This is a genomic window from Mobiluncus sp. (assembly GCF_985070215.1).
The window spans coordinates 59525-84438 of the sequence record NZ_CFKZQR010000004.1 but is presented as its reverse complement, the minus strand read 5'-3'; the positions used below and the strand labels follow the sequence as shown (position 1 = coordinate 84438).

18 protein-coding genes are annotated in these 24914 nt (G+C 56.4%); 9 read left to right on the top strand and 9 right to left on the bottom strand.

The window, feature by feature from the left end:
- Positions 1–85 precede the first annotated feature (85 nt).
- Positions 86–1084: a TerC family protein gene (locus tag AC5LBQ_RS01780; protein WP_491680674.1), complete on the top strand. Its 999-nt coding sequence runs from the start codon at positions 86–88 to the stop codon at positions 1082–1084.
- A gap of 100 nt (positions 1085–1184) precedes the next feature.
- The gene (locus AC5LBQ_RS01775; RefSeq protein WP_493264453.1) at positions 1185–2891 is read left to right on the top strand and encodes a cell wall-binding repeat-containing protein; all 1707 of its coding nucleotides are present in this window, start codon (positions 1185–1187) and stop codon (positions 2889–2891) included.
- 4 nt (positions 2892–2895) lie between these two features.
- Here AC5LBQ_RS01775 and AC5LBQ_RS01770 read toward each other — a convergent pair whose 3' ends face one another.
- The gene (locus AC5LBQ_RS01770) at positions 2896–3885 is read right to left on the bottom strand and encodes a bile acid:sodium symporter family protein (protein ID WP_493264452.1); all 990 of its coding nucleotides are present in this window, start codon (positions 3883–3885) and stop codon (positions 2896–2898) included.
- 34 nt (positions 3886–3919) lie between these two features.
- A complete protein-coding gene (locus tag AC5LBQ_RS01765; RefSeq protein WP_282921572.1) occupies positions 3920–4204 on the bottom strand; it encodes a YciI family protein in 285 nt (94 codons plus the stop codon).
- A gap of 81 nt (positions 4205–4285) precedes the next feature.
- On the opposite strand from AC5LBQ_RS01765, the gene uvrA reads away from it, so the two are divergent.
- Entirely contained in the window at positions 4286–7135 is a 2850-nt protein-coding gene (uvrA, locus tag AC5LBQ_RS01760) for an excinuclease ABC subunit UvrA (RefSeq protein ID WP_493264451.1), read from the top strand.
- A complete protein-coding gene (gene msrB, locus AC5LBQ_RS01755) occupies positions 7132–7524 on the top strand; it encodes a peptide-methionine (R)-S-oxide reductase MsrB (RefSeq protein ID WP_307741574.1) in 393 nt (130 codons plus the stop codon). The genes uvrA and msrB overlap by 4 nt, the downstream gene beginning before the upstream one ends.
- A 104-nt stretch (positions 7525–7628) precedes the next feature.
- Here msrB and AC5LBQ_RS01750 read toward each other — a convergent pair whose 3' ends face one another.
- Together AC5LBQ_RS01750 and AC5LBQ_RS01745 are read right to left on the bottom strand one after the other, a co-directional pair.
- Positions 7629–8489: a hypothetical protein gene (locus AC5LBQ_RS01750; protein WP_493264450.1), complete on the bottom strand. Its 861-nt coding sequence runs from the start codon at positions 8487–8489 to the stop codon at positions 7629–7631.
- A 66-nt stretch (positions 8490–8555) separates the two neighbouring features.
- The gene (locus tag AC5LBQ_RS01745; RefSeq protein WP_493264449.1) at positions 8556–13646 is read right to left on the bottom strand and encodes a DUF3320 domain-containing protein; all 5091 of its coding nucleotides are present in this window, start codon (positions 13644–13646) and stop codon (positions 8556–8558) included.
- Between the two features lie 170 nt (positions 13647–13816).
- Here AC5LBQ_RS01745 and AC5LBQ_RS01740 point away from each other — a divergent pair, with 170 nt between their 5' ends.
- The 4 genes from AC5LBQ_RS01740 (at position 13817) to AC5LBQ_RS01725 (ending at position 16336) form a co-directional block, all read left to right on the top strand.
- Positions 13817–14263 (top strand): FHA domain-containing protein, encoded by a 447-nt coding sequence (locus tag AC5LBQ_RS01740; protein ID WP_282921577.1) that lies wholly within the window; start codon positions 13817–13819, stop codon positions 14261–14263.
- The gene (gene ftsR / locus AC5LBQ_RS01735; protein ID WP_295026723.1) at positions 14260–14997 is read left to right on the top strand and encodes a transcriptional regulator FtsR; all 738 of its coding nucleotides are present in this window, start codon (positions 14260–14262) and stop codon (positions 14995–14997) included. The genes AC5LBQ_RS01740 and ftsR overlap by 4 nt, the downstream gene beginning before the upstream one ends.
- A gap of 190 nt (positions 14998–15187) precedes the next feature.
- Positions 15188–15709 (top strand): MerR family transcriptional regulator, encoded by a 522-nt coding sequence (locus AC5LBQ_RS01730; protein WP_050748356.1) that lies wholly within the window; start codon positions 15188–15190, stop codon positions 15707–15709.
- 276 nt (positions 15710–15985) lie between these two features.
- Complete coding sequence (locus AC5LBQ_RS01725) at positions 15986–16336, top strand: RNA polymerase-binding protein RbpA (protein ID WP_282921579.1); 351 nt, start codon at positions 15986–15988, stop codon at positions 16334–16336.
- A 54-nt stretch (positions 16337–16390) separates the two neighbouring features.
- On the opposite strand, the gene AC5LBQ_RS01720 is transcribed toward AC5LBQ_RS01725, so the two are convergent.
- From AC5LBQ_RS01720 to AC5LBQ_RS01700, 5 genes are read right to left on the bottom strand one after another with little or no spacing between them, the layout of a single operon-like run.
- Positions 16391–17137, bottom strand: coding sequence for a polyprenol monophosphomannose synthase (locus tag AC5LBQ_RS01720; protein ID WP_307741577.1), 747 nt, complete (start codon positions 17135–17137; stop codon positions 16391–16393).
- Positions 17124–18719, bottom strand: coding sequence for an apolipoprotein N-acyltransferase (gene lnt, locus AC5LBQ_RS01715; RefSeq protein ID WP_493264448.1), 1596 nt, complete (start codon positions 18717–18719; stop codon positions 17124–17126). Before lnt ends, AC5LBQ_RS01720 begins: the two co-directional genes overlap by 14 nt.
- The gene (locus AC5LBQ_RS01710; protein WP_493264447.1) at positions 18707–21157 is read right to left on the bottom strand and encodes a DEAD/DEAH box helicase; all 2451 of its coding nucleotides are present in this window, start codon (positions 21155–21157) and stop codon (positions 18707–18709) included. The genes lnt and AC5LBQ_RS01710 overlap by 13 nt, the downstream gene beginning before the upstream one ends.
- Positions 21158–21169: 12 nt before the next feature.
- The gene (locus AC5LBQ_RS01705; RefSeq protein WP_493264446.1) at positions 21170–21490 is read right to left on the bottom strand and encodes a histidine kinase; all 321 of its coding nucleotides are present in this window, start codon (positions 21488–21490) and stop codon (positions 21170–21172) included.
- A 9-nt stretch (positions 21491–21499) separates the two neighbouring features.
- Entirely contained in the window at positions 21500–23647 is a 2148-nt protein-coding gene (locus tag AC5LBQ_RS01700; protein WP_493264445.1) for a WYL domain-containing protein, read from the bottom strand.
- 68 nt (positions 23648–23715) lie between these two features.
- On the opposite strand from AC5LBQ_RS01700, the gene AC5LBQ_RS01695 reads away from it, so the two are divergent.
- Positions 23716–24906 (top strand): DUF3866 family protein, encoded by a 1191-nt coding sequence (locus tag AC5LBQ_RS01695; protein WP_493264444.1) that lies wholly within the window; start codon positions 23716–23718, stop codon positions 24904–24906.
- Positions 24907–24914: the final 8 nt, after the last annotated feature.

Sequence of the window (24914 nt, the reverse complement as noted above, 5' to 3'; positions counted from 1 at the left end):
CACTCGGTGTCATCGGCCTGCGAAACGTCAGGCGGGGAGAGACTTTCGGTACCCAACTAGTTTCGTACCGGAGGAACGTTTACACATGCATGTGCCCTTATTGGCTTGGATAATTCTCTTTGTCGTTGTTATCGGCATTTTGACCTTTGATTTTTTTGCCCACGTTCGCAAGGACCATTTCCCCTCCCTAAAGGAAGCAGCGACGTGGACCGCTATCTACATCGTCATAGCTTTGGCGGCCGGGTTAGTGATCGGTTTGACGTTGGGCTGGGATTTGGGCGGACAATACTTCGCCGGCTGGGTCACCGAGTGGTCACTGTCTCTGGATAACTTGTTTGTGTTTGTCATCGTCATTTCGGCCTTTAAAGCCCCGCGCGAGGTCCAGCAAAAAATCATTGCGGTCGGCATCACTTTGGCGCTCGTGTTCCGTCTCATTTTCATCCTGCTGGGAGCCGCCCTCATCGAGCAGTTCAGCTGGATTTTCTATATTTTTGGTGTGTTCTTGCTGTTTACCGCGGTGCAACAGATTCGTGAAGGCAGCGCGAGTTCCGAGGAAGAGGCGGAATACAAAGATAATGTTTTTGTGGCCTGGGTGCGCCGGATTTTCCCGGTCACGCCCGACTATGTGGGGCATCAATACTTTGCGACGATTGATGGCAAACGTCACATCACGCCCTTCCTCCTGGTGGTTGTGGCGGTGGGGTCAGCAGACGTGATGTTTGCGGTTGACTCCATTCCCGCCATTTTCGGTCTCACCAACGAGGCCTTCATCGTGTTCGCCGCCAACGCCTTTGCCTTGATGGGATTGCGCCAGTTGTACTTCCTTATCGAAGGCCTGATGGAACGCTTGATTTTCTTGCATTACGGACTGGCTGCCATTCTGGCTTTTATCGGGGGTAAACTCATCATTCACGCGTTGAGTACGAACGAAATTCCGTTTATCAACGGTGGCCAGCCCTTTACCGGACTACCCGAAGCGACCATCCCGGTGTCTTTGGGTTACATCGTCGGGGTGCTGATTATTACCACGGTGACTTCTCTATTGGTCAGCCGACATCGGGCGAACCAAGGGCATCGCGATTAACCCCGAAAGACGTGGAAATCTAAATACTTCCCAAACTCGCCGATAAATTATCATTGTGAGCAGACATCTAAATCTCCGTCATTTGTGGACTGTACTGACCGTGCTTGTTTTCTCTGCCGGCCTTTTGGCTATGCCGGTTCCTGCTCAAGCTATCAAGGGGGGCAACCTGGCCGGAGGCTACAGAACTGATTGGGCTGTGGCTCTCCAGATTGTGAACCGTAACGATTCCGGGTGGATGAAGTGCAGCGGTACATTTGTCACCCCGGACTGGGTGCTGACTGCAAAGCACTGTGTAACCAACGCGGATCTTCAACATGCCTATGCTTCCGTGGGTGCGCACGTGAACTACAACTGGCCTTACCACGTCACCAATATCGTAGGTCACCCTTACCTGGACGTAGCGTTGGTAAAACTCAATGCCCCCGGAAAAAATACTTTGCCCTTCAGTGTCCAAAACCTGAGTTCGGGTGCCGCGGCCCAGTTTTACGGTTTCGGCACCGGTGTTGATTTGAAAGTCGGGCAGTTGAGTTCTCTAGGCAGCCCGGGGGATGGGTTTCTTTACGCTCGTTCTGCCAGCAGCAATATTTCCGAAGTCGGGGATTCCGGCGGTCCTTTGGTCAGCGGTGGGGTGGTCTATGGTGTGCTGTCCGCGGCGGTGCAAGCGCCGCGGGGATACCTGCAGCCTGAGGACTACAAATTTGTCCCTAGCGCAGCGTTCGCTAGGTGGATTTTTGAGTCAATCAAAGCGGTTCCCTGGGAAGGCGCGCCTTGGATAGTGCCAGCGCAACCGAATCCGTCTGCCAATCCCGGCCACGATCAGGCTCCCAATCAGCAACCTCAAACACCCCCTAATCAGCAGCCGAATCAGCAACCCCAACCTGCGCTACCTGCCAATCCTGCACCGGGTCGGGTTTTCGGGCCTGACCGGGTCACAACCTCTATTGCTGCCTGGCGTCAAGGCGGATTTACCGGCCCTTCCCTGGTCATTGCCACCGGCACCGCAGCGCCCGATGCCCTCAGCGCCGGCCCCTTAGCCGCGGCGCTGGGCGCTCCTCTGGTCCTGTCGAACGGTCCATTTGTAGAACCTGGCACAGTTGCTGAAATCCAAGCCAGGGGAATTCGCGACGTGCGATTGGTGGGGGGCCAGGTCGCTTTTGACCCTGCCACGTTAGGAGCCTTACAGGCCCGCGGGGTGCAGGTCAGTCACATTTACGGCACGAATCGATACGGTACCGCGGCGGCGGTTGCCGGCCAAACTATTGCAGAATGGAATCAACGCGGTATCGCTCAAACACCAATTTTCTTGGCTGACGGCCTTTCATTTCCCGATGCGCTGAGTTCAGGAGCGGGCGCAGCGTTCACACACGGTGTGGTGGTGCTGAACGCAGGAGGTTCCCTCCCGCCAGAAACGGTTGAGTTTATTCGAAACCATCAAGTCCAATCGGGCGGAAGTATATTTCCTATTGGCGGACCGGCGGTGCAGGCGTGGAATCAAGCCGGATTAGCAGGATACAAGTCGCAGCCCATTCAAGGTTTGGATCGATATCAAACCGCACAGTTTGTCGCCCAAGCCTTTGCTCCCGGTGCCACTTCCGCGGTCATCGCCAGTGGAGTGAACTTTCCCGATGGTCTGGCAGGAGCGGCTTTGGCCGCACACCGTAACTCCTGCTTGCTGCTGACCAACCCCAATGTCCTGTCTGCACCCGCCGCAGCCCGATTGGAACAGCTGCCTAACCGTGGTTTGTCCGTGGTCATGGGTGGGCCGGGAGCTGTCAGTGAGGCCGTAGCATGGGCAGTCCGAGGCTAGGCTTTCAGAAATCCGCTTTCCGGGAACCGGCACCGCGTCCCAACTGTGAAGCAATGACCGAACACATGATGAGCTGCTCTAAGTGCAGCAGCATGATGGGTACAGCGATAGCGCCAAACAGGGAAGTTGGGAAGATAATCATGGCCATCGGTAGGCCGGTGGCCAGGGACTTTTTCGAGCCGCACATCATGGCGGCGATACGGTCAGCACGATTCAAAGCGCAGAGAGTTCCCCACCCAAACCACGTTAAAATCAGCATGATACCAACGATGACGAAGGCATCCGCCCCAATCAGCACGAAGTCTAAAGCCCCCACGGTGTCCCACAAACCATGCAGCTTCGCACCGGAAACCGCAGAAACCACCACCAGGTAAATCGTGCCTTTATCGACTGTTTTCGTGATGATGGGGTGGGCGTTCAACCAGTTGCGGGTCCAGCGTCCGCTGAGCTGCCCCAGCACGAAAGGCAGCAAAATCAATACGGCAATATCGCGCAGAGTCGTCAGCGAGACGGTACCGGCCTTGCCCAGCAGCAACAGGACCAACAGGGGAGTTGCGAACGTCCCGACCAGGTTAGAGATAGTGGCTGCCGTGACCGCCCCGGCGACATTGCCCCCGGCGATGGACGTAAAACCGATAGAGGACTGCACCGTGGAAGGCAGCAGGCAGGTGTAATACATGCCCAAGGCAAAACTGGGCCCCAGGAACCACCCGGAGACTTGATAGTTCAAAAAACCCAGCAGGGGATAGAGCACAAAAGTCGAGGCCAGAATTACCAGCTGCAGGCGGTAGTTCTTAAGTCCGCCCATAACCTCGGCAGTTTTCAGGCGCGCCCCGTAAACAAAGAACAGTACAGCAATCGCATAGTGGCTAACCGTTCCCACAAATGTCACTACTGCGGCGGGCAGGGGGATAAAAATCCCCGCAATCATAATCAACAGCAGGGTGGAAACAAACCAGTCTACGTAGGAAAAAAACCAACGGATAAAAGGCATGAAGTCGTGCCAACCAACTATGCAGATTCAGCAATTAGGAACCGATGGCCGGTCCCCACTGGTGAGTCTCGATTTCCTGCACGATGCCATGAACCTGGTTGGGATCGTGCTTCAGATACGTCAACGCTTCCTCCGGGGTCTCGACGTTCATCAGCAACAGCGCGCCGGGTTTTTCGGTTTCGTTCATCCAGGCACCGGCGGCCTGAAGTTTCCCGGATTTTTCTAAGTTCCCCAGGTAAGCCAAATGTTCGGGGCGAATCGTGGCACGGTCGGCTTCACGGGCGGGGTCATAGTGGTAGATAACAACGACTTTACTCATAGCTCAATTCTAGGCAAGTGCCACGCGCAACGAAAACCGGCCCGAATCGTCAGAAACTCCCGGGGGCATTAAACTGAACAGGTGCATGAAACTTTGAAAGTCCACGGAGCGCGTGAACATAACCTCAAGGCCGTCAACGTTGAAATCCCTCGAAATGCCTTGGTGGTGTTCACCGGGTTGTCCGGCTCGGGTAAGTCATCGCTGGCTTTTGACACGATTTTTGCCGAAGGGCAGCGCCGTTACGTGGAATCCCTGTCCTCCTACGCCCGGCAGTTCTTGGGGCGGATGGACAAACCCGTGGTCGACTTCATCGAGGGGTTGTCTCCCGCGGTGTCGATTGACCAAAAGTCGACCTCTCACAATCCGCGTTCTACGGTGGGTACCATCACCGAGATTTACGACTATTTGCGCTTGCTGTTTGCGCGAGCCGGCACCCAATACTGTCCCGTGTGCGGCGAGGAAATTACGGCACAGTCCGCGGAACAGATTGTGAACTGGCTGTTCACTTTGGGGGAGGGGACACGACTAGAGGTTTTGGCTCCGGTGGTTCGCGGACGTAAAGGCGAGTACTCGGAACTGTTTGCGCAACTGGCTGCCAAGGGTTTTACCCGGATGCGGGTGGACGGCGAGAATCATCGTCTGGAAGAACCCCCGATTCTCGAAAAACAGCTAAAACACGATATTTCGGTGTCTGTTGACCGGGTGGTCATCCGGGAAGGTTCGCGTTCTCGCGTGGCGGATTCTATCGAGACTGCCTTGGGCCTAGCAGAAGGTCTGGTGGTGGTTGATTTCGTTGACCGCGACCCCGAGGATCCCGAACGTAGCCGTCGCTTTTCGGAAAAACGAGCTTGCCCGAATAATCATCCGCTGGCTTTGGAAGAAATCGAACCGCGCACGTTTTCCTTTAACGCGCCTTACGGGGCCTGTCCCGATTGTTCCGGGATTGGCTCCCGTTTGGTCATTGACCCCGAGCTCGTGGTGCCAAATCCTGAATTGACCCTGCGTGAAGGTGCCGTCAGCCCTTGGACCAGTTCCAAAGACACCATGGAACGCATCTTAAAAGGGCTGGGCGACGAGGTGGGATTTGACCTCGACACTCCCTGGCAGGATCTGTCCGAGCAGGTGCGTGAATACCTGATGTGGGGCAAGAACTATAAGGTACGGGTGAAGTATCGCAACCGCTGGGGTCGCGAACGGGTCTACACGACCGGTTTCGAGGGCGCAGCGAACTATATCCAGCGTCGCTACGATGAAACCGACTCTGATTTTTCCAAAGCGAAGTATGAAGGCTATATGCGGGAAGTGCCCTGTCCAACTTGTCAGGGGCGGCGCTTGAAGCCGGAAGTTTTAGCGGTTCGTATCGGGGAGCTTAATATCTCTGAACTGACCGATTTGGCCATCGACGAAGTTCAATCCTATTTAAGAGATATTCCTTTATCTGGTATGAAAGCTAAAATTGCCGAACCGATTTTACAAGAGGTCCGGGCTCGGTTGTCTTTCCTCATTGACGTGGGGTTGAACTACCTGACGCTATCGCGAGCGGCGAATACTCTCTCCGGGGGCGAGGCGCAGCGCATTCGCTTAGCTACCCAGATTGGATCTGGACTGGTAGGCGTGCTCTATGTGCTAGATGAGCCTTCCATCGGTCTGCACCAGCGCGATAATCAACGCCTCATCGATACCTTGAAAGGTTTGCGCGACTTGGGCAACACCCTCATCGTGGTCGAGCACGATGAGGACACTATCCGGTCGGCTGACTGGGTGGTGGACATCGGTCCCGGAGCGGGTGAATCCGGGGGACAAATCGTCCATTCCGGGACGGTGAAGGAATTACTGAAAAACCAGTCCTCGCTGACCGCGGACTATTTGGCCGGACGAAAATCTATTGAAGTCCCACGTCAACGCCGCAAACCTGACCCACAGCGGATTCTGACGGTGCGGGGGGCGCGAGAAAACAACCTGCAAAACATAGACGTGTCATTCCCCCTGGGCTGCCTCATCGCAGTTACCGGGGTTTCAGGGTCTGGAAAATCCACCCTGGTTAACTCTATTTTGTATCAGGCATTAGCCCGAGATCTGAACCGAGCCCACGTGGTTCCGGGACGTCACAAACTGATCGAGGGAACCGCTCATTTGGACAAAGTTATTCACGTGGACCAATCGCCCATCGGCCGCACCCCGCGCTCGAATCCAGCGACTTATACCGGCGTTTGGGATGCGATTCGGAAATTGTTTGCCCAGACCGAAGAAGCGCGGATTCGCGGGTATGGACCGGGACGGTTTTCCTTTAACGTCAAAGGCGGACGCTGCGAAGCCTGCCGTGGCGATGGCACCCTGAAAATCGAGATGAACTTCCTGCCCGATGTCTATGTGCCCTGTGAGGTTTGCGGCGGGGCGCGCTATAACCGGGAAACTCTGGAAGTGTACTACCACGGAAAAAATGTGCGCGATGTTTTAGATATGCCAATCTCTCAGGCCGCGCAGTTCTTTTCCTCCATCCCTGGCGTGTCTCGCTACCTGGACACTTTGACCGCGGTCGGCTTGGGATATGTAAAGCTCGGCCAGAGTGCAACCACGCTGTCCGGTGGGGAAGCCCAGCGAGTCAAGCTGGCCAGCGAGCTGCATAAGCGCACAAACGGACGCGCTATCTATGTACTCGATGAACCGACCACCGGTCTGCACGTCGACGACATCCGCAAACTCATGGCCATCCTGCAGGGACTGGTCGAGAAAGGCAACACTGTGGTGGTCATCGAACACAACCTCGATGTCATCAAGTGCGCAGACTGGGTTATCGACCTCGGCCCGGAAGGCGGTAAGGGTGGTGGTACAGTGGTCGCGGAAGGTGCCCCCGAGGCCGTGGCGCAGGTATCCGGTTCATTTACCGGGCAATACCTGGCAAAAATCCTGAAACCGAAAGGCAAAAAATGACTGTAGATGTCAGCGATGCGGAATGGAAAACTCGACTGAGCCCACGTGCTTATGCAGTATTACGGCAAGCCGCTACGGAGCGACCAGGCACCGGGGAACTACTCCATGAGACACGTTCCGGCCTCTACAGTTGCGGAGCGTGCGGGGAGCCGCTGTTCGATGCCAATACGAAGTTTGACTCTGGATGCGGATGGCCGAGTTTTTTCGAGGCGAAGCCGGGTGCGGTACGCGAAGTCACCGATACATCTCACGGCATGATTCGCACCGAAGTTCGCTGCGCCAACTGCGGCTCCCACCTGGGACACGTGTTCCCGGACGCACCGCAAACTCCGACCGGCAACCGGTTTTGCATGAATTCCGTGGCCCTAAGTTTCCGACCCCAGGAATGACCCGCTGTCCCGCTAGCTGAATGCGTATAGGCCTACCCGGACGATTACGCAGACCGAGGACACATGATGAGTGCCGAAACCGACTCAGCATTCTGAGGGAAACTTTAGAGGGTCGCTTTTTCTAGCAACTTGTCATCCGACCCCAGACCGGTCAAGTCCACGACTCGACCGTTGGCGATGTACAAGGGGGTTCCAGCACTGTCACGTCCGAGGCTCTTGACCCGCTGTTCGGCCAGAATATTAATTGCCTGCAAGCCAGACTCCGGGGTGGCCGGAGGAACAGACTTGTAATCGATGCCGTGTGCGGCCGCGATTTTAGCCAGCTCGGCATCAGGTTCGCGGATAGTCTGCGCCCACTCGGTATTATTCTGGTTCTTTTCGTAATCAGCCGACTTGTAGTTGTTCATCGCGAACCCGGTCAAATCTTTGCTGAGTTCCCACAGCTTGTCAGGCTGATTGTCCGCTGTCCAGTACATGAGGTTATTGGCGGAAAAAGCAATGTTGGGGAACTTTAACTGCTGGGCGTGGGTCAGGGTCGGCCGCAGCACCACAATAGCCTGACCACCCTCAACCAAGTCATTGAGCTGTTGGCCATCATTGAGTTGGGCTTCAACGTCATTGCAGATATTGCACAAGTAGTCGTAGTACAGTTCCAGGACCTTGGTACCCTTCTTCGCCTCGGCGGTGATTTCTTCATTCGTCAAAACTTTGCCAGCTTTGAGCCAAATGCCCCGCCCGGTTTCGTAGGTTTGGGGTTCGGCGAAGTCAATCATCGTTTTCGTCCCGGCGATGGTATCTGCAGGCTGGGCCGCGAGCTCGTGTTTCGTGGTCGCAATCTTAACAAACACGATAACCAAGGCCAGCACAATGGCAACCAATACAATAGCCAGAACGGTGCCAGAGCGATTACCGGGCCTGGACACCGTCAGATTTTGCTTAGAGGAACCTTTTTTCTGTTTTGACATCTGTGAACTCCAATCACTTACCGCCATTAAACCCTGAGTGGCAGGGACGTTTCAACATTTGAAAAATTATTGTAGACACAGATGACCCGCCCGGCGCCGCAGACGACCCGCCTGTTCCAAAGATTTCAGTCCGGCTTGCATTCGCTGACGAATATCGGTGCGAGCCGGAGTTAAATCCAAGACGCGTGCGACTGCTTCAGAGGTTTCCTCCTCCAGGGGGTGCTGTGTGTCAATAACCCAGGTCAAAGCGTTATTGAACTCTTCATCACAGATGTCCACCAAAGCGCGTTGGCCATAAATCGATCCGGTCCGGAACACGGTGAAGTTCTGCGCAGAGGTGCCGGCGGGCCAGATAAACGTACCGAATTTAGTGACGTCTTGGTGAACTTCAGGATCGAGCAACTCTAAAATCTTTTGACGACGTTTCGGGTGCAAACGTTGCATTCCAAACGCATCGGCGACGAGTTTAGCCAGCCGAGCCTCCCCAATAGGCCCTTCCGTATAGAGCACTTGTGCCAACGCGTCCGCCACGGCAGCAGCATTGGCAGGGTCCTGCAAATCATCGAGGACTTCCTTGGAACCCTGGTTCTGTAGGGGTTTACCGCGAGGTACGAAAGGTTGCGGAACCGTTGCCGTAACGGTATCAGCAGGAATTTGGGCGGTAAAATTGGGGATGACAGGCTCGGTAACTATCGGTTCGGAAGGTTCTGGTATCGGCTTCATCAGGGGTGTCGCCGGAACCGGGTCGGCAGCCGGTTTATCGATATCTTCGGCGGATTCTTCGGGCACGAATAGGGGGGCAAACGCACCCAGACCGGGCTTAGAAATCTTGCCGAGTTCTGTATTGGCAGCAGGATTTTGAGCCAGTTCGATGAAAACGTCGGTTTCTTGGTCCCCGAGTTGGTCGCCGAGAGTGGGGGCATCAGGGGCCGAGGTGAGCTCCTCACGGTCCAGATGCGTAAAAGCGTCGGCCGGCATGTCGGCAATGACAGGTAGCACAGAGTGGGTTTTGCGTTGCCCTGCCGGGGGAAGGTCCTCAATACGGGCAGAGGGCGGTTCGACCGGGGTTAGCGTGGGAGGCTGCGGCTGGGGTTCTCGCGGCACAACTGCGGTTTCCTCCGGGGATACCGTTTGAGCAGAAGCCACGGAGGTGTCCTCGGTCTGGAGACGAGATGCGGCTTCACGCAGGGGTTGAGGTAGGTTCCATTCAGTTTCATCGGGAACTTCCCAAGGTTCGTCACCGCGGTTATTTTGAGCGGCCGCGATGCGTGAGGGAGAAGTGTAGCGGTCGTCACTAGCCACCGAACCATCGGTAACGTCTCCTGGAAAAGCCAGGTCCAAGGCTATGGAAACGAGACGTCGGGTCACTTCATCCGTGTTGTCCATCAGCTGAGTTAAATAAACACGTTCGATAGCGCCGAAACCGCAGTTTTCCAGGAGGTACTGGGGCACGCCGACTTCACGATCCCACGCAGAACGCACCTGTCTCTGCTCGGGGCTGTCCAGAATCAGGCCCAGCCAAGGCGCACCCCTGTCTCCGCGAACCGCTAGGTCTAGGCGTAACGGAGCCGGCCCCAAATTGGTGCGAACTTCCAGCCCCGCATGGCTTAGCAGCCGGGCGAGGTAGTCTCGCACCGCGGAAACGGGAGCCGTATCCCGGGCTATGCCAGGGGCGTTCAAAATGTCTTGCAAGAAATCGGGCAGTGCGGATTGGTCGAGGTCACGGTTAACTACGAACAGCACCTGACGATTAGTCTCTAACAAGATTCGGGTCCAGGTCAGGGACGGGTCACGTGTGAGAGCTGATTTTGAAGTTTCTGGCTGGGGGGTGGAGCCGAGGAAACACACCAATAAATCACAGGGAGCGCCACCTTCACCATCGCCATAACCTCCGCCGAGTTCCGATACGCTCGTAGCCGCATGGGGAAATGCGGCGCCGACTGCACCCAAGTGAGTGACTCGAAGATTCATCAAGTTTATGTCGCCCTGCCGATTCGCTTCATTGAGATACCAGCGGATACCCGCCGCTAGCTCGGAAGTCCAGGTCAGCGCCGTGACGGATTTACCGCGGTTTTTCAGGCACAGATTCATCAACAAATTGCCGGCCTTTTCAAACCACACGTAGTCGGCACCCAAACCCCTCCAGCCGGGATTCTCGTTGGCGAGGTGTAGGGGCACGGGGTGAAGTGCCGGGGGAAACTCCATGATTGAAACCGGTTGCGACTGGGCCTGTGCTACCGGCCATGTTTCTAACTTGTCAGGTATCAGCAGTTGCGCCAGGCGGCCGGGAGTGGGGGTCAAATCTCGACCGTAGCGGGTGGTAAGTTCGTACTCAGGAAAACCGGCAGCCTTCGCAAATTCATAAGCATTGCGCGCCCGACCTTTTGCGAAACTGGTGGTCGCGGGCAGGACAGCGACAAACATGGCTTGGGCGGCACCGGCCAGGGCTTTCACCACGGCCCCGGAAGGCAGTTCGGTGGCGTCAAGAATGATTACCGCGTCAAACCGGGGGGTTTCATCGACAAAATCCGGCAAATGGGTAATGACCTCAAGGGGAGTCAAGCCCACAATCGGGGTACGAGTGAGTACACCTTCTAAATCTTCACGTAGAGCTTGACGGATGGAAAAGTCCTCAGCACGCAAGCGTGCCCCAAAACGGCGCAAGGTCTCTTTATCGGCTCGCTGGGCGAACTCGCCAGCCGCGGAAATGACTTCATTGATAATTTCGCGGCGAGTTTCCGTGCAGTTCAATGACAGGCGTTCCACTTGGGCCGCGTGGGTCACCGGATCAAAACCCTGTTGCGCCAAAGCCCGCTGGCGTTCACGTACCGCAGCTACGGACAGGGCGTGCTCGAGTACTCCTTGAATGGCCATTCCGCTGAGCGTCCCCTCAGACACCCAGGTGACGAGGTCATCCAAACCCAAGGCACTCAGCTTGGGGGTCAGCGCCCGGAAAGCCAAAATATCGTCAAGTGTCGAGTCCTCAGAGCTGAGTGACGTTGCCCAAACCTTACGTACCTGCAGGTAACGACCCAGGGGCGGCAGGCCTTGTGACCAGGTTTCTAAATCCGAGGTAGCCACCTGCAAGGACTGCAAAACATCAGCAAAAGCCTGGGAAATGGCCCTCACCTGCTGACCTAAATGGCCGCCTTGGCGAGCCAGAGGCATTAAAGATTCCAAATCTGAGCGGCGGTTCGGCAGATAGTGACTCAGCTCAATCGCGCTGAGCACCGTATCGGCGTGATTTGAGAATTTTTCGCGGGCGTCTGGAGCCAAAGCGTCAAAATCTTTCAATCCCAGCACGGGGTTGGCGCCAATCCGCAATGCCAGGGCTTCGGCGCGCATTCGCAGGGCGTTGAGGTCCTCCAGCAAGTCTGCCACCTTATTGGGGGTGACCGGTCCCGTCAGGTAGGGCTGCAGCTGCGCCAAAACGGCTTTGCGCCTACTGTTACGGGTAAACCCTCCAGAGGCTTCCGCGTGACGTGCATCCATCAATAAGTCCAGGTCTTTGCCGGAATGATAGGCAGGGCCGGCAATGTCTAGCAGGGGAGTGGCCTCGTCCCACAAGTCCTGCAAGGACTGTTGCAAAGTCTCAATGCCGGAAGTTACCGCACGGCGTTCCGGCTCGGTCAGTACCACCGGAGCTCTACCGTATCCAATCTCTAACAAATCCAGCCACCGGGCAAAAATCGGCCAGGCTGCTAGCTCGGAAGTGGCTGACATGATTTCCAACACGGCCGGGTGGGCTTGGGTAATGGCTTCTTCCAAGGCTTTCAAAGCCAATTTCAGTTCGGTGCGGTCTACGTTGCGCGCGTCTTCACCTACGAGGGACCAGGGATTAGCGCCGAGACCGTTAACCGAGTTGGCATCGAGATTTGCTAGTTCCTTACCAAGTTTTGCGGCCGCAGACCGGTCGTTGGACAGGTAGGGGAAATTCGGAGCCGCTGCCAACCGGCCTGCCAAGACTCGTTCCTCAGGCTCCAGCTCAGCGGCAGTCATGATTTGCGCGGTATAGGCCTGCCATGCCGAGACGTGGTTGGGGCCGACCTCGTGAACCTGGTTCAGGTACAAATCTAAATCTTGGGACAGGGTTTTCAGGGAAGCCCGGCAGGAATCAAGGTATCCCGCATCAGCGTTGACCGGTCGATCCCAAGCCGCCCGAAGCAGTGCCCGACTGCGTTCATCGCGTTTTTCAACTTGAGGGTCAAGGGTGAGGAACACGTGTTCAAACCCGGCTTTACGAACCCGATTCCGCAGATTTTTCAGACTGGTTCGGCTGCCCACTACCAGTACGGAGTGTTCTTGCACAAGGGACTGTGCCAGGGCGTTCACGACGGCATCGGTTTTTCCTGTCGCGGGAGCGCCAGAAAGGATGAGACTGTGGCCTTGACCAAAGAATTTCGGTACCAGCAACTGTTTGCGGTCGGCCTTCAGGGGGGCAAAAATATCTCCGGATAGGGTAGTGGTGTCGCTGTCTTCGGAAAGTTGAGTGGGAGCGCTATTAGCGGCATAACGCTGCACCAGGGCGGAGCTGCGGTAATCCTCAAGGTGAGCTTTCAGGTCGGCCGCCACTATGGACCAGTCGCAATGTGCCAGCCCCACGGCAGCTTGGCGTTCCAGGTGCATTTTGTCCTGGAGGGGACTGTCTCTTAGAGCTTCCTGTAAAGCCTCCAGAATGGCATCGAGGTCCAGACCGCGGGCGCTTCGTCCCGCACTAACCCAGCGGGAAGGGAATTGAAACTTTTGCTGCAACAAACGTACCAACGTGCTGTTGAGATTCAGCTTTTCGTCCTTTTCTAGCTGTAAGTATCCCAGGGGACGGTCGGGCTCGGGATTCAGCCGGCCTTGAAATACCGGAAAGCGAAGATCGCCGCGGTTCGAAACCAAAAAACCGAGAGCGAGCTGCAGTTCCAGTCCGTCACTACGGTTTGCCAGAAGCCAGTGCCAGTGTTCAGCGGTGGTGAGCTGGGCATCCGCATCCCCAGAAGTGGCTGAAAGCTGGAAAGTGTCACCAGCACGCAGCTGGCGATAGGTCGTGTTCAGAGAATCATCGGAAAAAGGGAAAATGAGGGCGGCGGCAGGAGACGCCAGGGGAGTGACTCCGACCTGCTTATCAGTCAGAGAAAGCGCCCATTCAAGGTAGGCTGCGTCCGCCACTGTATTGCCCCTTTTGACCTGGTTTCTATCTGAATACTTACATGCAAATGCCATTTTAGGGCCTAGGATACTCTTCGAGCTTGTGACAGACCGGAAGGTAACAAATTGGTTAACTTTTTTTCGGCGCTTCTACTAAAGTAGAGATACCAAGATTTTTAAAGGAGGACGAAGTGTCGGAAACGAATCCAGGACCGGATCCTACTGAAACTGCAGTTTTTGGAGCTATAGGCAGTATTACTGAAACGGAACCAGAACTGGGTAAGCGAGTTTTGTCCTCCGCTGACGAGGAGGCCGTAGCTGCTCTGCCTGCAGGTTCGGCACTGCTCATCGTGCAGCGTGGCCCTTCCGCGGGGGCGCGTTTCCTGCTCGATACGGACCGCATTACCGCTGGCCGGCATCCCAAGTCAGATATTTTCCTCGATGATGTGACGGTTTCTCGCCGGCATTGCGAGTTTATCCGTCAAGAAAATGGTTACCTGGTTCGCGATGTCGGTTCACTCAACGGTACCTATATTGACCGGGAAAGAGTGGAGTCTCACCTGCTGACACCGGGGGAGGAAGTCCAGATTGGCAAGTTTCGATTGGCTTACTACCCGGCGGTGAATTTTAAGCAATGAATCAGGCAGCCCGAAAAGTCAATGACGTTGACGGTTCGTGGCCTCCAGAGGTAAGCCATGAGCCGACTATGTCCATTGGACGAGTACACGAGATTATCGTGAAGGAATTTCCTTCGGTATCTCAGGCTAAACTGCGCAATTTTGAGAAGCACGGGATTGTTTGCCCGGCCCGGATGTCCAACGGTTATCGCGGTTATTCCCTGGCCGATTTAGAGCGCATTCGCTACGCCCTGAAAGCTCAGCGTGACAGTTACTTGCCGCTGAATCAGATTGGCGAAAATTTGCGGCTCTTGGATTTGGGGGAGGAGCCTCTACCGGTGCAGCCGGTCATGCGGGTCGTGGCTTCGGAGGGCCAGGTGCGTCTGCCGAACCATTCCCGCATCTCGTTGCGAGATCTACTGGTTTATACCGGTGCTTCTGAGGAGCTGTTAGAAAAGGCGGTCAATGCCAAGCTGATTACCCCGGATTTTTCCTCGCGGTTCTCTTCCGGTGCGGTAGCGGTGGTACAGGCCTTGGAAGTCTTGGAGAAACAGGGTATCGAGCCGCGGAATTTACGCTCCGTTTACTCGGCTGTCAACGCAATTTTGGATTTGATTGACCGGGTGGTGGCTCCGGAACGGCAAAAGAACAACGCTGCCGCCAAGGATCGTGCCCAGATGCGAGCGGTAGAACTTTCGGCGCAATTGCAGGCTTTAGCCGAGGCTTTGCTGGCTGTCGGAGTCGAGGAACTGTAGGCCATTGCCACAGGGGAGGGAACTGTTTTTCTCCCCGCCTACCTTGCACTTAAACTTTAAGTGCAAGGTTTGGGCGCGCCGCGCATTAGACCACGTTTCTATGGTGCATAATCTAAAATAGAAACACACTTGAACGGAGGTTGCCTTGGAAAAGCCAAGCAAGTCTGGAGTACCGCAAATTAAGCAGGGGATGCTGTTTGGTGAAACCCTGCCGGTCATCGACGAAGAAACCGGTTTTCGCGGACCGACTGCCTGCAAGGCAGCCGGAATCACTTATCGCCAACTCGACTACTGGGCACGCACCGGTTTAGTAGAACCGTCCGTGCGCAACGCCCGCGGTTCGGGCTCGCAGCGTCTCTATTCTTTCCGGGACTGCCTGTTACTAAAGGTCGTGAAGCGCCTGCTGGATACCGGCGTTTCGCTGCAACAGATTCGCGTGGCTGTAGCAACCTTGTCCAAGATGGGGGTAGAGGACCTGGCGGGGATTACCCTCATGAGTGACGGTGCTTCGGTTTATGCCTGTACTTCACAAGACGAAGTCATCGACTTGGTGCAGGGCGGCCAGGGCGTGTTCGGCATCGCGGTGGGACGCGTCTGGCACGAAATTGAGGGTGAGCTGGCGCAGCTGCCCGTAGAGAACATCAATGACGACAACTTGGTAGTTCACGATGAACTGGCAGAGCGTCGCGCACGCCGCCGCCAAGTCAGCTAACAGGTTTATTCGCGCTCACCAGCGCGGTGCCAAAACTTTGGCATGACAGCGTCCCGGTCGGAGGTTAGGGAGATGCGTTCCGACCGGGACATTTTTGCACACGTGCTCGAGGGGATTGAACGCAATGTACCAGACAAACGCAGAATGACATAATATATATTATCGGATTGGAGTGACCTGGCGAGAGAGCACTACCAACGCTGCGGCACCGCTCTTGAGCAAAATTCCCCTAAATCGGTTAGAATAAACCGCTAAGCAAACAAGGAGGCACTAATCGTGGCTGATCGCGCACTACGCGGGATGCGTATGGGTTCCAATTCTCTTGAGTCCGAAGAAGGCGTCGTTTTTGTTGAGCGCCAAAACGTGGACTACACCTGCCCGGAAGGACACGCTTTCGATATTCCCTTCGCGATTGACGCTGAGGTGCCAGACGCCTGGGATTGCCCAATTTGCTCCAAAACCGCGGTACGAAACGGCGTGGAAGACTTCCAAGAAGAAAACACCGCCAAACCGCAACGCAACCACTGGGAGCATCTCATTGAACGGCGCACCGAGGAAGAGCTCCAGATTCTGTTGGACGAGCGCTTGGAGGCTTTGCGCTCCGGCCGGCGACACTACGGACGTTAAAGCTCTCACTGTTTCGTTATGGCGTGGTTTTTCTCCTAGAAAAATGACATAACACTACGCCTGTTTGCGCAGTTCCCGTACCCGCCACTTGGCGACTTCCAGGAACGCTTCCTTGATGATAGAGCCGCTCATTTTCGAAGTTCCCGCCCGGCGCTCCACAAAGGTGATGGGCACTTCCACAATCTTGCCCCCCGCCCGGCGCGTCCGCCAGGTCATCTCGATCTGGAAACCATACCCTTTTGATTCAATGACGTAACGCTGCAGTAAACGATTTAGGAAATCGACCCGATAGACCCGAAAACCCGCCGTCGTGTCGGCTACGTCCAGCCTCAGTACCGCATTGACATAAAAGCTGCCCGCCCGACTCAGCAGTTGGCGCGACCTTGACCATCCCGCGGTCGCTCCCCCGCGCCGCCAGCGCGAGCCGATGACCAGGTCCGGGCGACCGCTGCCGTGAGCCAGAGCCAACAAACGCGGTAAGTCCTCAGGCCGGTGCGAGCCGTCGGCATCGAATTCCCCGACCCAGGTAAATCCGTGACTATCCGCCCAGGCAAACGCCGCTAAATACGCCGGTCCCAAACCTTCCTTGCCCGCCCGGTGCAACACGTGAAGCTGCGGGCGGTCCGCGGCCAACGTGTCTGCCAGCTGACCCGTACCGTCAGGCGAGTTATCATCCACGATGAGGATGTGGATCCCCGGTGCTTGGGCCAAAACTTCCCCGATAATCCATTCCAAGTTTTCCCGTTCGTTATAAGTCGGGATGGCGATAACGGTTTTCGCATTGAGATTAGTGTTTTCCACGTTTCCAACTTTCTGTCAGAGCTAATAAAACTTGCAAAACCGCAGCCAGAACCACCAATACCAGCGATCCCAGCCCGAGCAGCCCCCCGATAACGGTGGCGGGGGTAGTTCCGCTGCGTAGGGGAATGTCCGTAACGAAACTGCCGGCCGTAAAGTTCGGAATGACCCGGCCTACAATCTGGCCGTGAGCATCAATCCGAGCGGTGGAATCCATGGTGGATACTTGAATAGTGTCCAAACCGTGTTCGGCGGCGCGAAAACGGGCGATGGCGAGTTGCTGGTCAGCTTCATCGGAAGAACCAAAGAAAGAATTCGATGTCGGCACGTAGATGAAGTTCGCGCCAGTCACCGCTTGGCGCACCAGGTCATCATCGGCAATCTCGTAACAAATCGGGCTGGCCAGGCGCACGTCTTGACCGGACAGCGAGACCTCGAGCTGGGCCACGCTTTCGCCGGCAACCAGATCCGTGGGAACCAGGGCGGCAAAAGTAGGAATGACAGTTGCAAAGAATTTGCGCCAGGGCAGATACTCGCCGAAAGGAACCAGGTGTTTCTTGGCATAGGTGTCTCGGGCCTCCCCGTTTTCCCACACCAAGATGGTGTTTTGCAGGGAAGTCGTGTCAACTTCGTTCCCGGCAAGGCTAGCGACCCCCGGTCCGCGCGCCCCGGCACCCAACGTTCCGGTAATGAGTGGGGCCTGGAAGGCTGCGGTGACTTCGTTCACCAGTGAGGCGGCACGAGGGCTGGTGCGTGGATCCACGTCTGCCGCGTTTTCTGCCCACAACACCACATCGACGTGTTGAGCGGTCCGGTGACGCAAACGTAGAGACTCATCCACGTGATTTTGCAGAACTTCATAGCGTTTTCCGAATGCTGTTTGCGGGTCACGGCCCGGCGTATTGCCTTGGACTGCGGCAGCCGTGACATGCCCGGTAATCTCGGGCAACGCGGGGTGTACCAAGGTGGGGAAAACGATAGCAGCCACCAGGGCGGCCAGCGACACAACCCGCAGCATCAAGCCACGGTGTCGGCCCAGAAATTCCAGCGCGGCTGCGGCAATGAACACGCAGACCCCGCTAACCAGCGCACTGCCGCCCCACGGCGCCCACGCTAACAGCGGGGTATCAACCAGGGCAAAAGCAAGTTTTGACCAGGGAAAACCTCCGAAAGGTAGCAGGGCACGCAGCTGTTCCACCCCGACCCAAGCCAGCGGCGCCCAAACCAGCCGCGCCAGCCCAAACAAACGGGGAAACCGCGGGATGGCCTGTTCCCCGCGCACCCACACTTGTGCAAAGAAACAGATAAACAGCGTCTCTAGAATCGTTAAGGCAATCCACGGCAAGGACGAACCGGCGGAAACCCCGGTCCAGGTCAACTGCGGAGCGAAAAAACCGAGCCCCCATACTGCGGACACCAACAGAACTCGGCGCCCAAGTTTGCCGCTCCTATACTGCCAGCGCAAAGTGCCCAGCAGAATCATGACGGAAGGAATCAGCAACAGCCAGAGATTCCAGTGCGGAAAAGCGAGGGCTCCGGCCACTCCCCCTAAGAAAGCCAGGGGCAGAGCTATCAGAAGTCCCACGTCACCACTCCCCGTTTGACCTGGTTTATGACGCTGCGGAATTTCGTGTGCAGGGCCGGATCGAGATTCAGTTTGCGCAGCTGGTCAGCCAGGTCAATGACCTGGCGAATGACCCGCACGAAGTCCCCGGCGCTCATGCCGGTCAGTTCCAGACACTGCCCGAGGTTGGCATCCCGCGCCCAGGCCACGACCCCGGGCAGCAAATCCGTTTCCAACGGCGGGTAAGCCTCCAGGTAATGTTCTTGCTGCAGGGTGGCGATTTCAAAGTTAATCCGTGCCATGGATTCCAAGGCCGCGGCCAGGCTGGGAGAAGCCTCGGCGGGAATCAAGCGAGACAAACCTCCGGTGCGATTTTGCGCCAGGCACACGGAGAGCGCCCCCGCCAAATCCGCCACATTCAAATCATCGAAAACGCCGCGGCGCAAGCATTCCACGACCAATAAATCCCGCTCGTTATACACCGATTGCAGCATGGTTCCGGCATCACGCAGACGGAAATCATCATCAACATAGTCCAGTTCCCGCAATACTTGACAGGTTTGGTCCAGCTGGCGAGCCAGGGACTTGGTGCGGTTTTCAATCCTCTGGCGAGTCATCTGGGCAGAATCCCGATTGTTCGCAGCTTGACGGGCTTTCACCAGGTGTTTGTCCCGGTCGGGACAGCTGTAGACCGGGTGGGATTTCATCTGGGCTCGGGCCTGTTCGATAGACCGGCGGTCGGCTTGCTGGTTCTCGGGGGTGTTTTCCCCACTGTGACGCCGCTGTTTGGCCTGCTTTTCCGTTTTGGAAAGGGCGTTCATCAAGTCCAATAGCGCCAGCACGTCCCCGCGCTCACAGCTCGCCGCGCCTGCTTGCTCCGCGGCCAATTCTTCAAACCGGCGCAGCTGTGAAAACAGTTTGCGCGAACTTCCCAACGCTACGTATTGGGCAAAAGATTTTTCGACAGTTTCCTTCGCGCCCTCCAAGGTAGTGCGGGCCAGCAGGTTTACTGCCATGTTAAAGGTCGGGACGAAAGCTGAGTGTAGTGGGTAAGTTTGCTGACTGGCCAGGTTGGCCAGCAGCTGTGGCGGATTCTTCACTTCCATAAGGGTCAGGGCGTACCCCACCGAGTCAATCCCGCGGCGTCCGGCGCGACCCGTGAGCTGGGTGTACTCCCCCGGCGTCAGGTTTGCGCGCTCCTGGCCGTTCCACTTGTTTAGTGATTCCAAGACGACGGTACGAGCGGGCATATTAATTCCGAGAGCCAGTGTTTCGGTCGCAAAAACCAGGCGAATCAGGCCTTTCGCGAACAGAGATTCTGTCAGCTGCTTTTGAATCGGCAGCAACCCGGCGTGGTGCGGGGCGATACCGGCGGCCAGGGTTTCCTCCCAATTCGAAACGTCAATCGCGCTCAAGTCGCCCTGGCTGAAACCTGCCAGGTTCGTCTCTATCTCGAGGCGAATCTGGTCAGCTTCCGGTTTGGTGGTGAAGCGTAAACCGGCGTCAAACACCTGCGCCGCCGCATCGTTGCAGCCCTGCCGGGAAAAGATAAACACAATCGCCGGAAGCAGGTCTTGTTGTTCCAGACTGCGCGCTACCGCGGGCCTGTCCGCGCGTATCCGACGGGGCATGCGGCCGCGGCGCGGCATGACCTGCTGGGCGGCTTGTGCTAACAGAGCCCGGTTCAGATGTCCGCCCACCTCGCCTTTGGCGAACAGGGGCAGGATCTCTCCCGAGGCGCTGACCATAAAATGTTTCAACGGCACCGGCCGGACTGAGGTCGAAACGACCGTGGTGGGACCGCGCAGGGTCTGAAGCCATTGAGCGAACACGTTAGCGTTGGAAATCGTGGCGGAAAGAGAAATGAGTCGCACGGCTGCATCGAGGTGAATAATGATTTCTTCCCACACCGGCCCGCGGAAATGATCGGAGAGATAGTGAACCTCGTCCATAACGACATATCCCAGGTCTGCCAGCGGTGCGGCGGCATAAATCATGTTCCGCAGGACTTCTGTGGTCATCACAATAATGGCGGCATCACCATTAATCGCGGTGTCGCCGGTCAACAGTCCGACATTTTCGCCACCGAATAACTCCACCAGTTCCAGGTACTTTTGGTTAGATAAGGCTTTAATCGGTGTCGTGTAAAACAGGCGTTTGCCCTGGCGCAAAGCCAAGAAAATCCCATACAGGCCAACGATGGTTTTCCCGGCCGAAGTTGGGGCGCTGACCAGGACATCTTGGTCCTTATCGAGTACCTGGCAAGCCTCAATTTGAAAGTCGTCCAGGGGGAAATCGAACAGGGCTTGGAACTCGTAGAGTTCCGGGGATTGCTGGTTTGCTTTGAAAGCCTGATACCGCTGGGCAGGAGAGGGGTTGGCAGCGTCGGTAGCTTCCGTTTGCGCCAATCGCGCGGCGGCTTTCTGGCTTTCGCGGTAACGGTGACGTTTGGGACTCATAGTTTCAGATGTTTACTGCCGTGGTGCCACCAAATCGTAGCTCGCCCAGCGGTCATGCGCGGCGTTCAGACGGCGCTGCTTGTTGGCTTTGCGAGCCTGCTTCACCTCGGCGTGAGACACCCGTGCTGCGCTCAAAGTTGCGGGGTCTCCCGTGGGTGCGGGCTTTCGGGCCGGTTCGCGAACCGACTCCGCGGCGGCGGCGTCGGGCCGTTCTATGTCACGAACTGTCCGATAGAGATGTATCCCGCGATAAATAATCCACACTGTAGTCGCCACAAAAATAATCACGGCGCAAATTACGGCGATGAGCCACACGATGCCCTGAACACTCATAGCTCAATCTTACCTGTCCTCAGCTGACTGTGCGGAGTCGACCTGTGCGTAGAGCACCAAAGTCGCGGCGCCAACCTCCCGAGCAGCCGCCACCACCGGCTCTTGTGCGGGCCCACCAATAATGGCTTCGATATCGGGGGCGAGAATCTGTATTACCCGCTGCAGCCAGGCGGCATCTTTGACTTTCAAACGCACCCGGTACGTAGTCGCGGATTGTTCCACCGTCTGGGCGTGAAGAATCGTGTCCACGTAGGATTTCGCCTGATTTTTCAGCTCCAGGTCCACTGTCTGGTACTTGTAGCTCGGTTTTTGCGGAAGTTTTTCGGGAATTGTCTCCTCGGTGACACGCAGGTCACCGAGGCGATCCAGACGGTACTTGTGCCACTGGTTCTTTTCAAGGTTCACCCCCACCAGATACACATGGTAGCGGTCTGTGTAGACAGACCGGGGTGCCACGCGGTGCTCCGCAGTGTCCCAACTGGCGTTCGTGTAGGTGAAAAGGATTGTGTGACCTCGTTCGATAGCCCGGTTTAACGTCTCGATAGAGTTTTGGATTGAGGGCGGCACCGTGTTCGTCACCAGTTGCGGAGCGGTCAGTTCGTGCGCCTGGCCCAACCAAGAGGCGACCTTCAGACGAGCGGTCGCAATCGCCTCTTGTGACGATGGGGCCAGATAACCAGCGACTTCCAACCCCAATAGGAGGGACAACGCCTCGTCAGCGCTAAAGGACGGGGGCATCACCCAACTGCGCGAACCGTTGACTTCAATAGTCCCGTCCTTGCGTATCGAGGGCAGGAAACTGTCATAGTCAGATTTTTCGTTGCTGGCGACCGCGTCCAAGTCCAAGAAATCCCAAATAATATTTTTTATGTCCTGAGGTTTGAGGCCGAAGTGTTTAGCCAGTTCATCTACCGTACAGGTGTTGCCTTGCGTGCTCGTATTAAAGATAAACGTCATCACCGCCAGGGATTCGGTCGTCACGCGCGTCTGGTTATCGATAGAAACACCGGTACTGCGCGGAGTAAAATCGTCAAACTTGAGCCGCCCCGTTTCGTACTCGCCCTCCGTCAGGCTCAGTTCAGTGAGATTCTGGGCCGCCCGCACGGTCGCTGTCACAAGTTTCGGGGGGTCGAGCACCACCAGGTAGGTCATTGCTTCGGCGGCCAGACGGCTCCAGGTATAGAAATCCGGTCGTTTCGCCCGATACAGATTCCATCCGGAAGGAACCCAGTCTAGCCCAGTCAAACCCAGTTCCGCTCCTGTGCAGGGGAAATCGGAATGCTCACAAATGAGTTCCGCGTTCATGACTGCTTCCGAGGCTTTTGCGGGATCTGCCACAAAGATAACCCGTTCCAGTGGACTCTCCAGAGAAACGTTGCGCGGAGATTCCACGTGTTCCGTAGCATCGAAAGTTCGCTCTGTCACAACCGGATTACTGAGGCGGGATAGCTTGAATGTTCGAAAACCTTGGCGTTTTTCGTCAAAACCGCGAATATAAAAAAATCCGCGTGACAGCATCATCATTGTGGGGCGCACCTGTCGATGCGTGGATTCGCCGTAGCGGGCCTGGTAATCGAATTCGATGAACTGGTGCGCGGCGATGGCGCGAAAAATGTCTTGGGTCACACGAGAAATGAGCGCCTGAGACTGGACTTCGAGCGGATTGTCAGGGTCGATGTCGCTCACAGAACGGACGTGAGAATCAATTTGGGTAAAGTCCCCTTCCAATAGTCCCAACGCCAGGTGAACCCATACTGATTCTGTAGCATCAAAAGCGAGCGTGGGACGGCACGAATCGGGTCGGAGCAGGTATCGATGTTCCGTTCCCACATTATTGTGTTTATCTTCCACGATGATATCGCCCAGGATTTCGTTGAGGATTTTGATGTCGTTGCGGATTTTGACACTGTAATTTTCATGCGACTGCGCCGAGTCATCACCGCTGGAACGAGCCGGGAAGTACGGTCCGATGGTGGCGGTATAGGCAGCGAAGATTTCGTCATAAGTGAGCGGGCGGGCTTCTCGATAGAAAATCGTTAAAAGCCCCTGGTAGCGCCTGGATGCGGAAGCGAGAGCCGTGTCACTGAGAAGGTCATCGCGCCATTCATAATCGTCATCTTCATCGAAAATGTCGGGTTCGCTCGGTGCCTGGTGCATAGAAAAATTATAGCGGCGGACTTCCGGGATTGGTCTGGACTCCAGTTTGAAGCGGTTATGCTTAACCCGTGATGATTCGCAAAGCACGTGTTCTGGAAGTGCAGCGCCAGACTCCACATCAGGTTTTGCGCTGCGAAATCGTGGCTGCTCCCCCCCGCCAGGAAACCGGGCCCGCCGTGAGTTTCCAAGCCGGCGATACATGCCGAGCCATCTGCTACCCGGAACTGCTCGGAGCTGCGCAGCCCGGCGATATCATCCAGATTGAAGTTTCTCCTCTGGCGAAAGCCTTGGGTACCGGAGGAGAAGCTATGGTTCTGGCTAACGAAACCCGCCTGCCGGCAGACGAATTACCTAATCCCGGTCACTTGGTAAAGGCTCGCTACACCCCACATCAAAAGGTCGTGTTGGGTGCCGATGAACCGGACAGTCCCTATCATTCCCTGTTGCGTTCGGCGGATAACCTGGATGAACTTCCCGTCTTGGTGACGGATTTACACTCGGCTCTGCCCGCTATCGTAGTGGGATTCCTGCACCACAGCCCGCATGCCCGTCTGGTCTATATTCAAACTGATGGCGGCGCTCTGCCCTTGGCGTATTCCCGTACCGTAGCCCAATTGCGCGAGTCCGGTAGTTTAGCCGCCACCATCACCTGTGGGCAGTGCTTTGGTGGTGATTACGAGGCCGTCAGTTTTCCTTCCGCCCTCTTCGTGGCGTCCGAGGTGGTCAAGGCCGATGCGGTCATTGTGTCCCAAGGTCCGGGCAACCTGGGTACCGGCACTCGTTGGGGCTATTCGGGGGTGGACGGGGCGCAATTTCTGCATACAGCTTCGGCGTTGAACGGTCATCCCATTGCGGTACTGCGAATGTCCAGCGGAGACGCGCGTCCCCGACACTACGGCATTTCGCACCACTCTCTGACCATGCTGACCTGGATGGGGCTGCCCCCGCTGGACGTGGTCCTTCCGGTTTTCGACCTCGACAATCCCGTAGAAAAGGCCCTAGCCGACCCGAAAGGAACGTTCTCTCCCCTGGTGACTTCCCAACTGAGCCTGTTGAAAGAACACCATCGTGTCATCGACCAACCCACCACGGGACTTTACGCAGCTCTGGAAGCCTTTCCCGTGAAACTTTCCACAATGGGGCGAACCCTCAGTGAAGACCCCGCCGCTTTCCTCGCGGCGGCGGCGGCGGGAGCCTACGGCGCGACCGTGCCCGTCCGTCAAGCGAAGAATTCAAACGACGACCCGAGCGCCGCGTAGCTGACGCT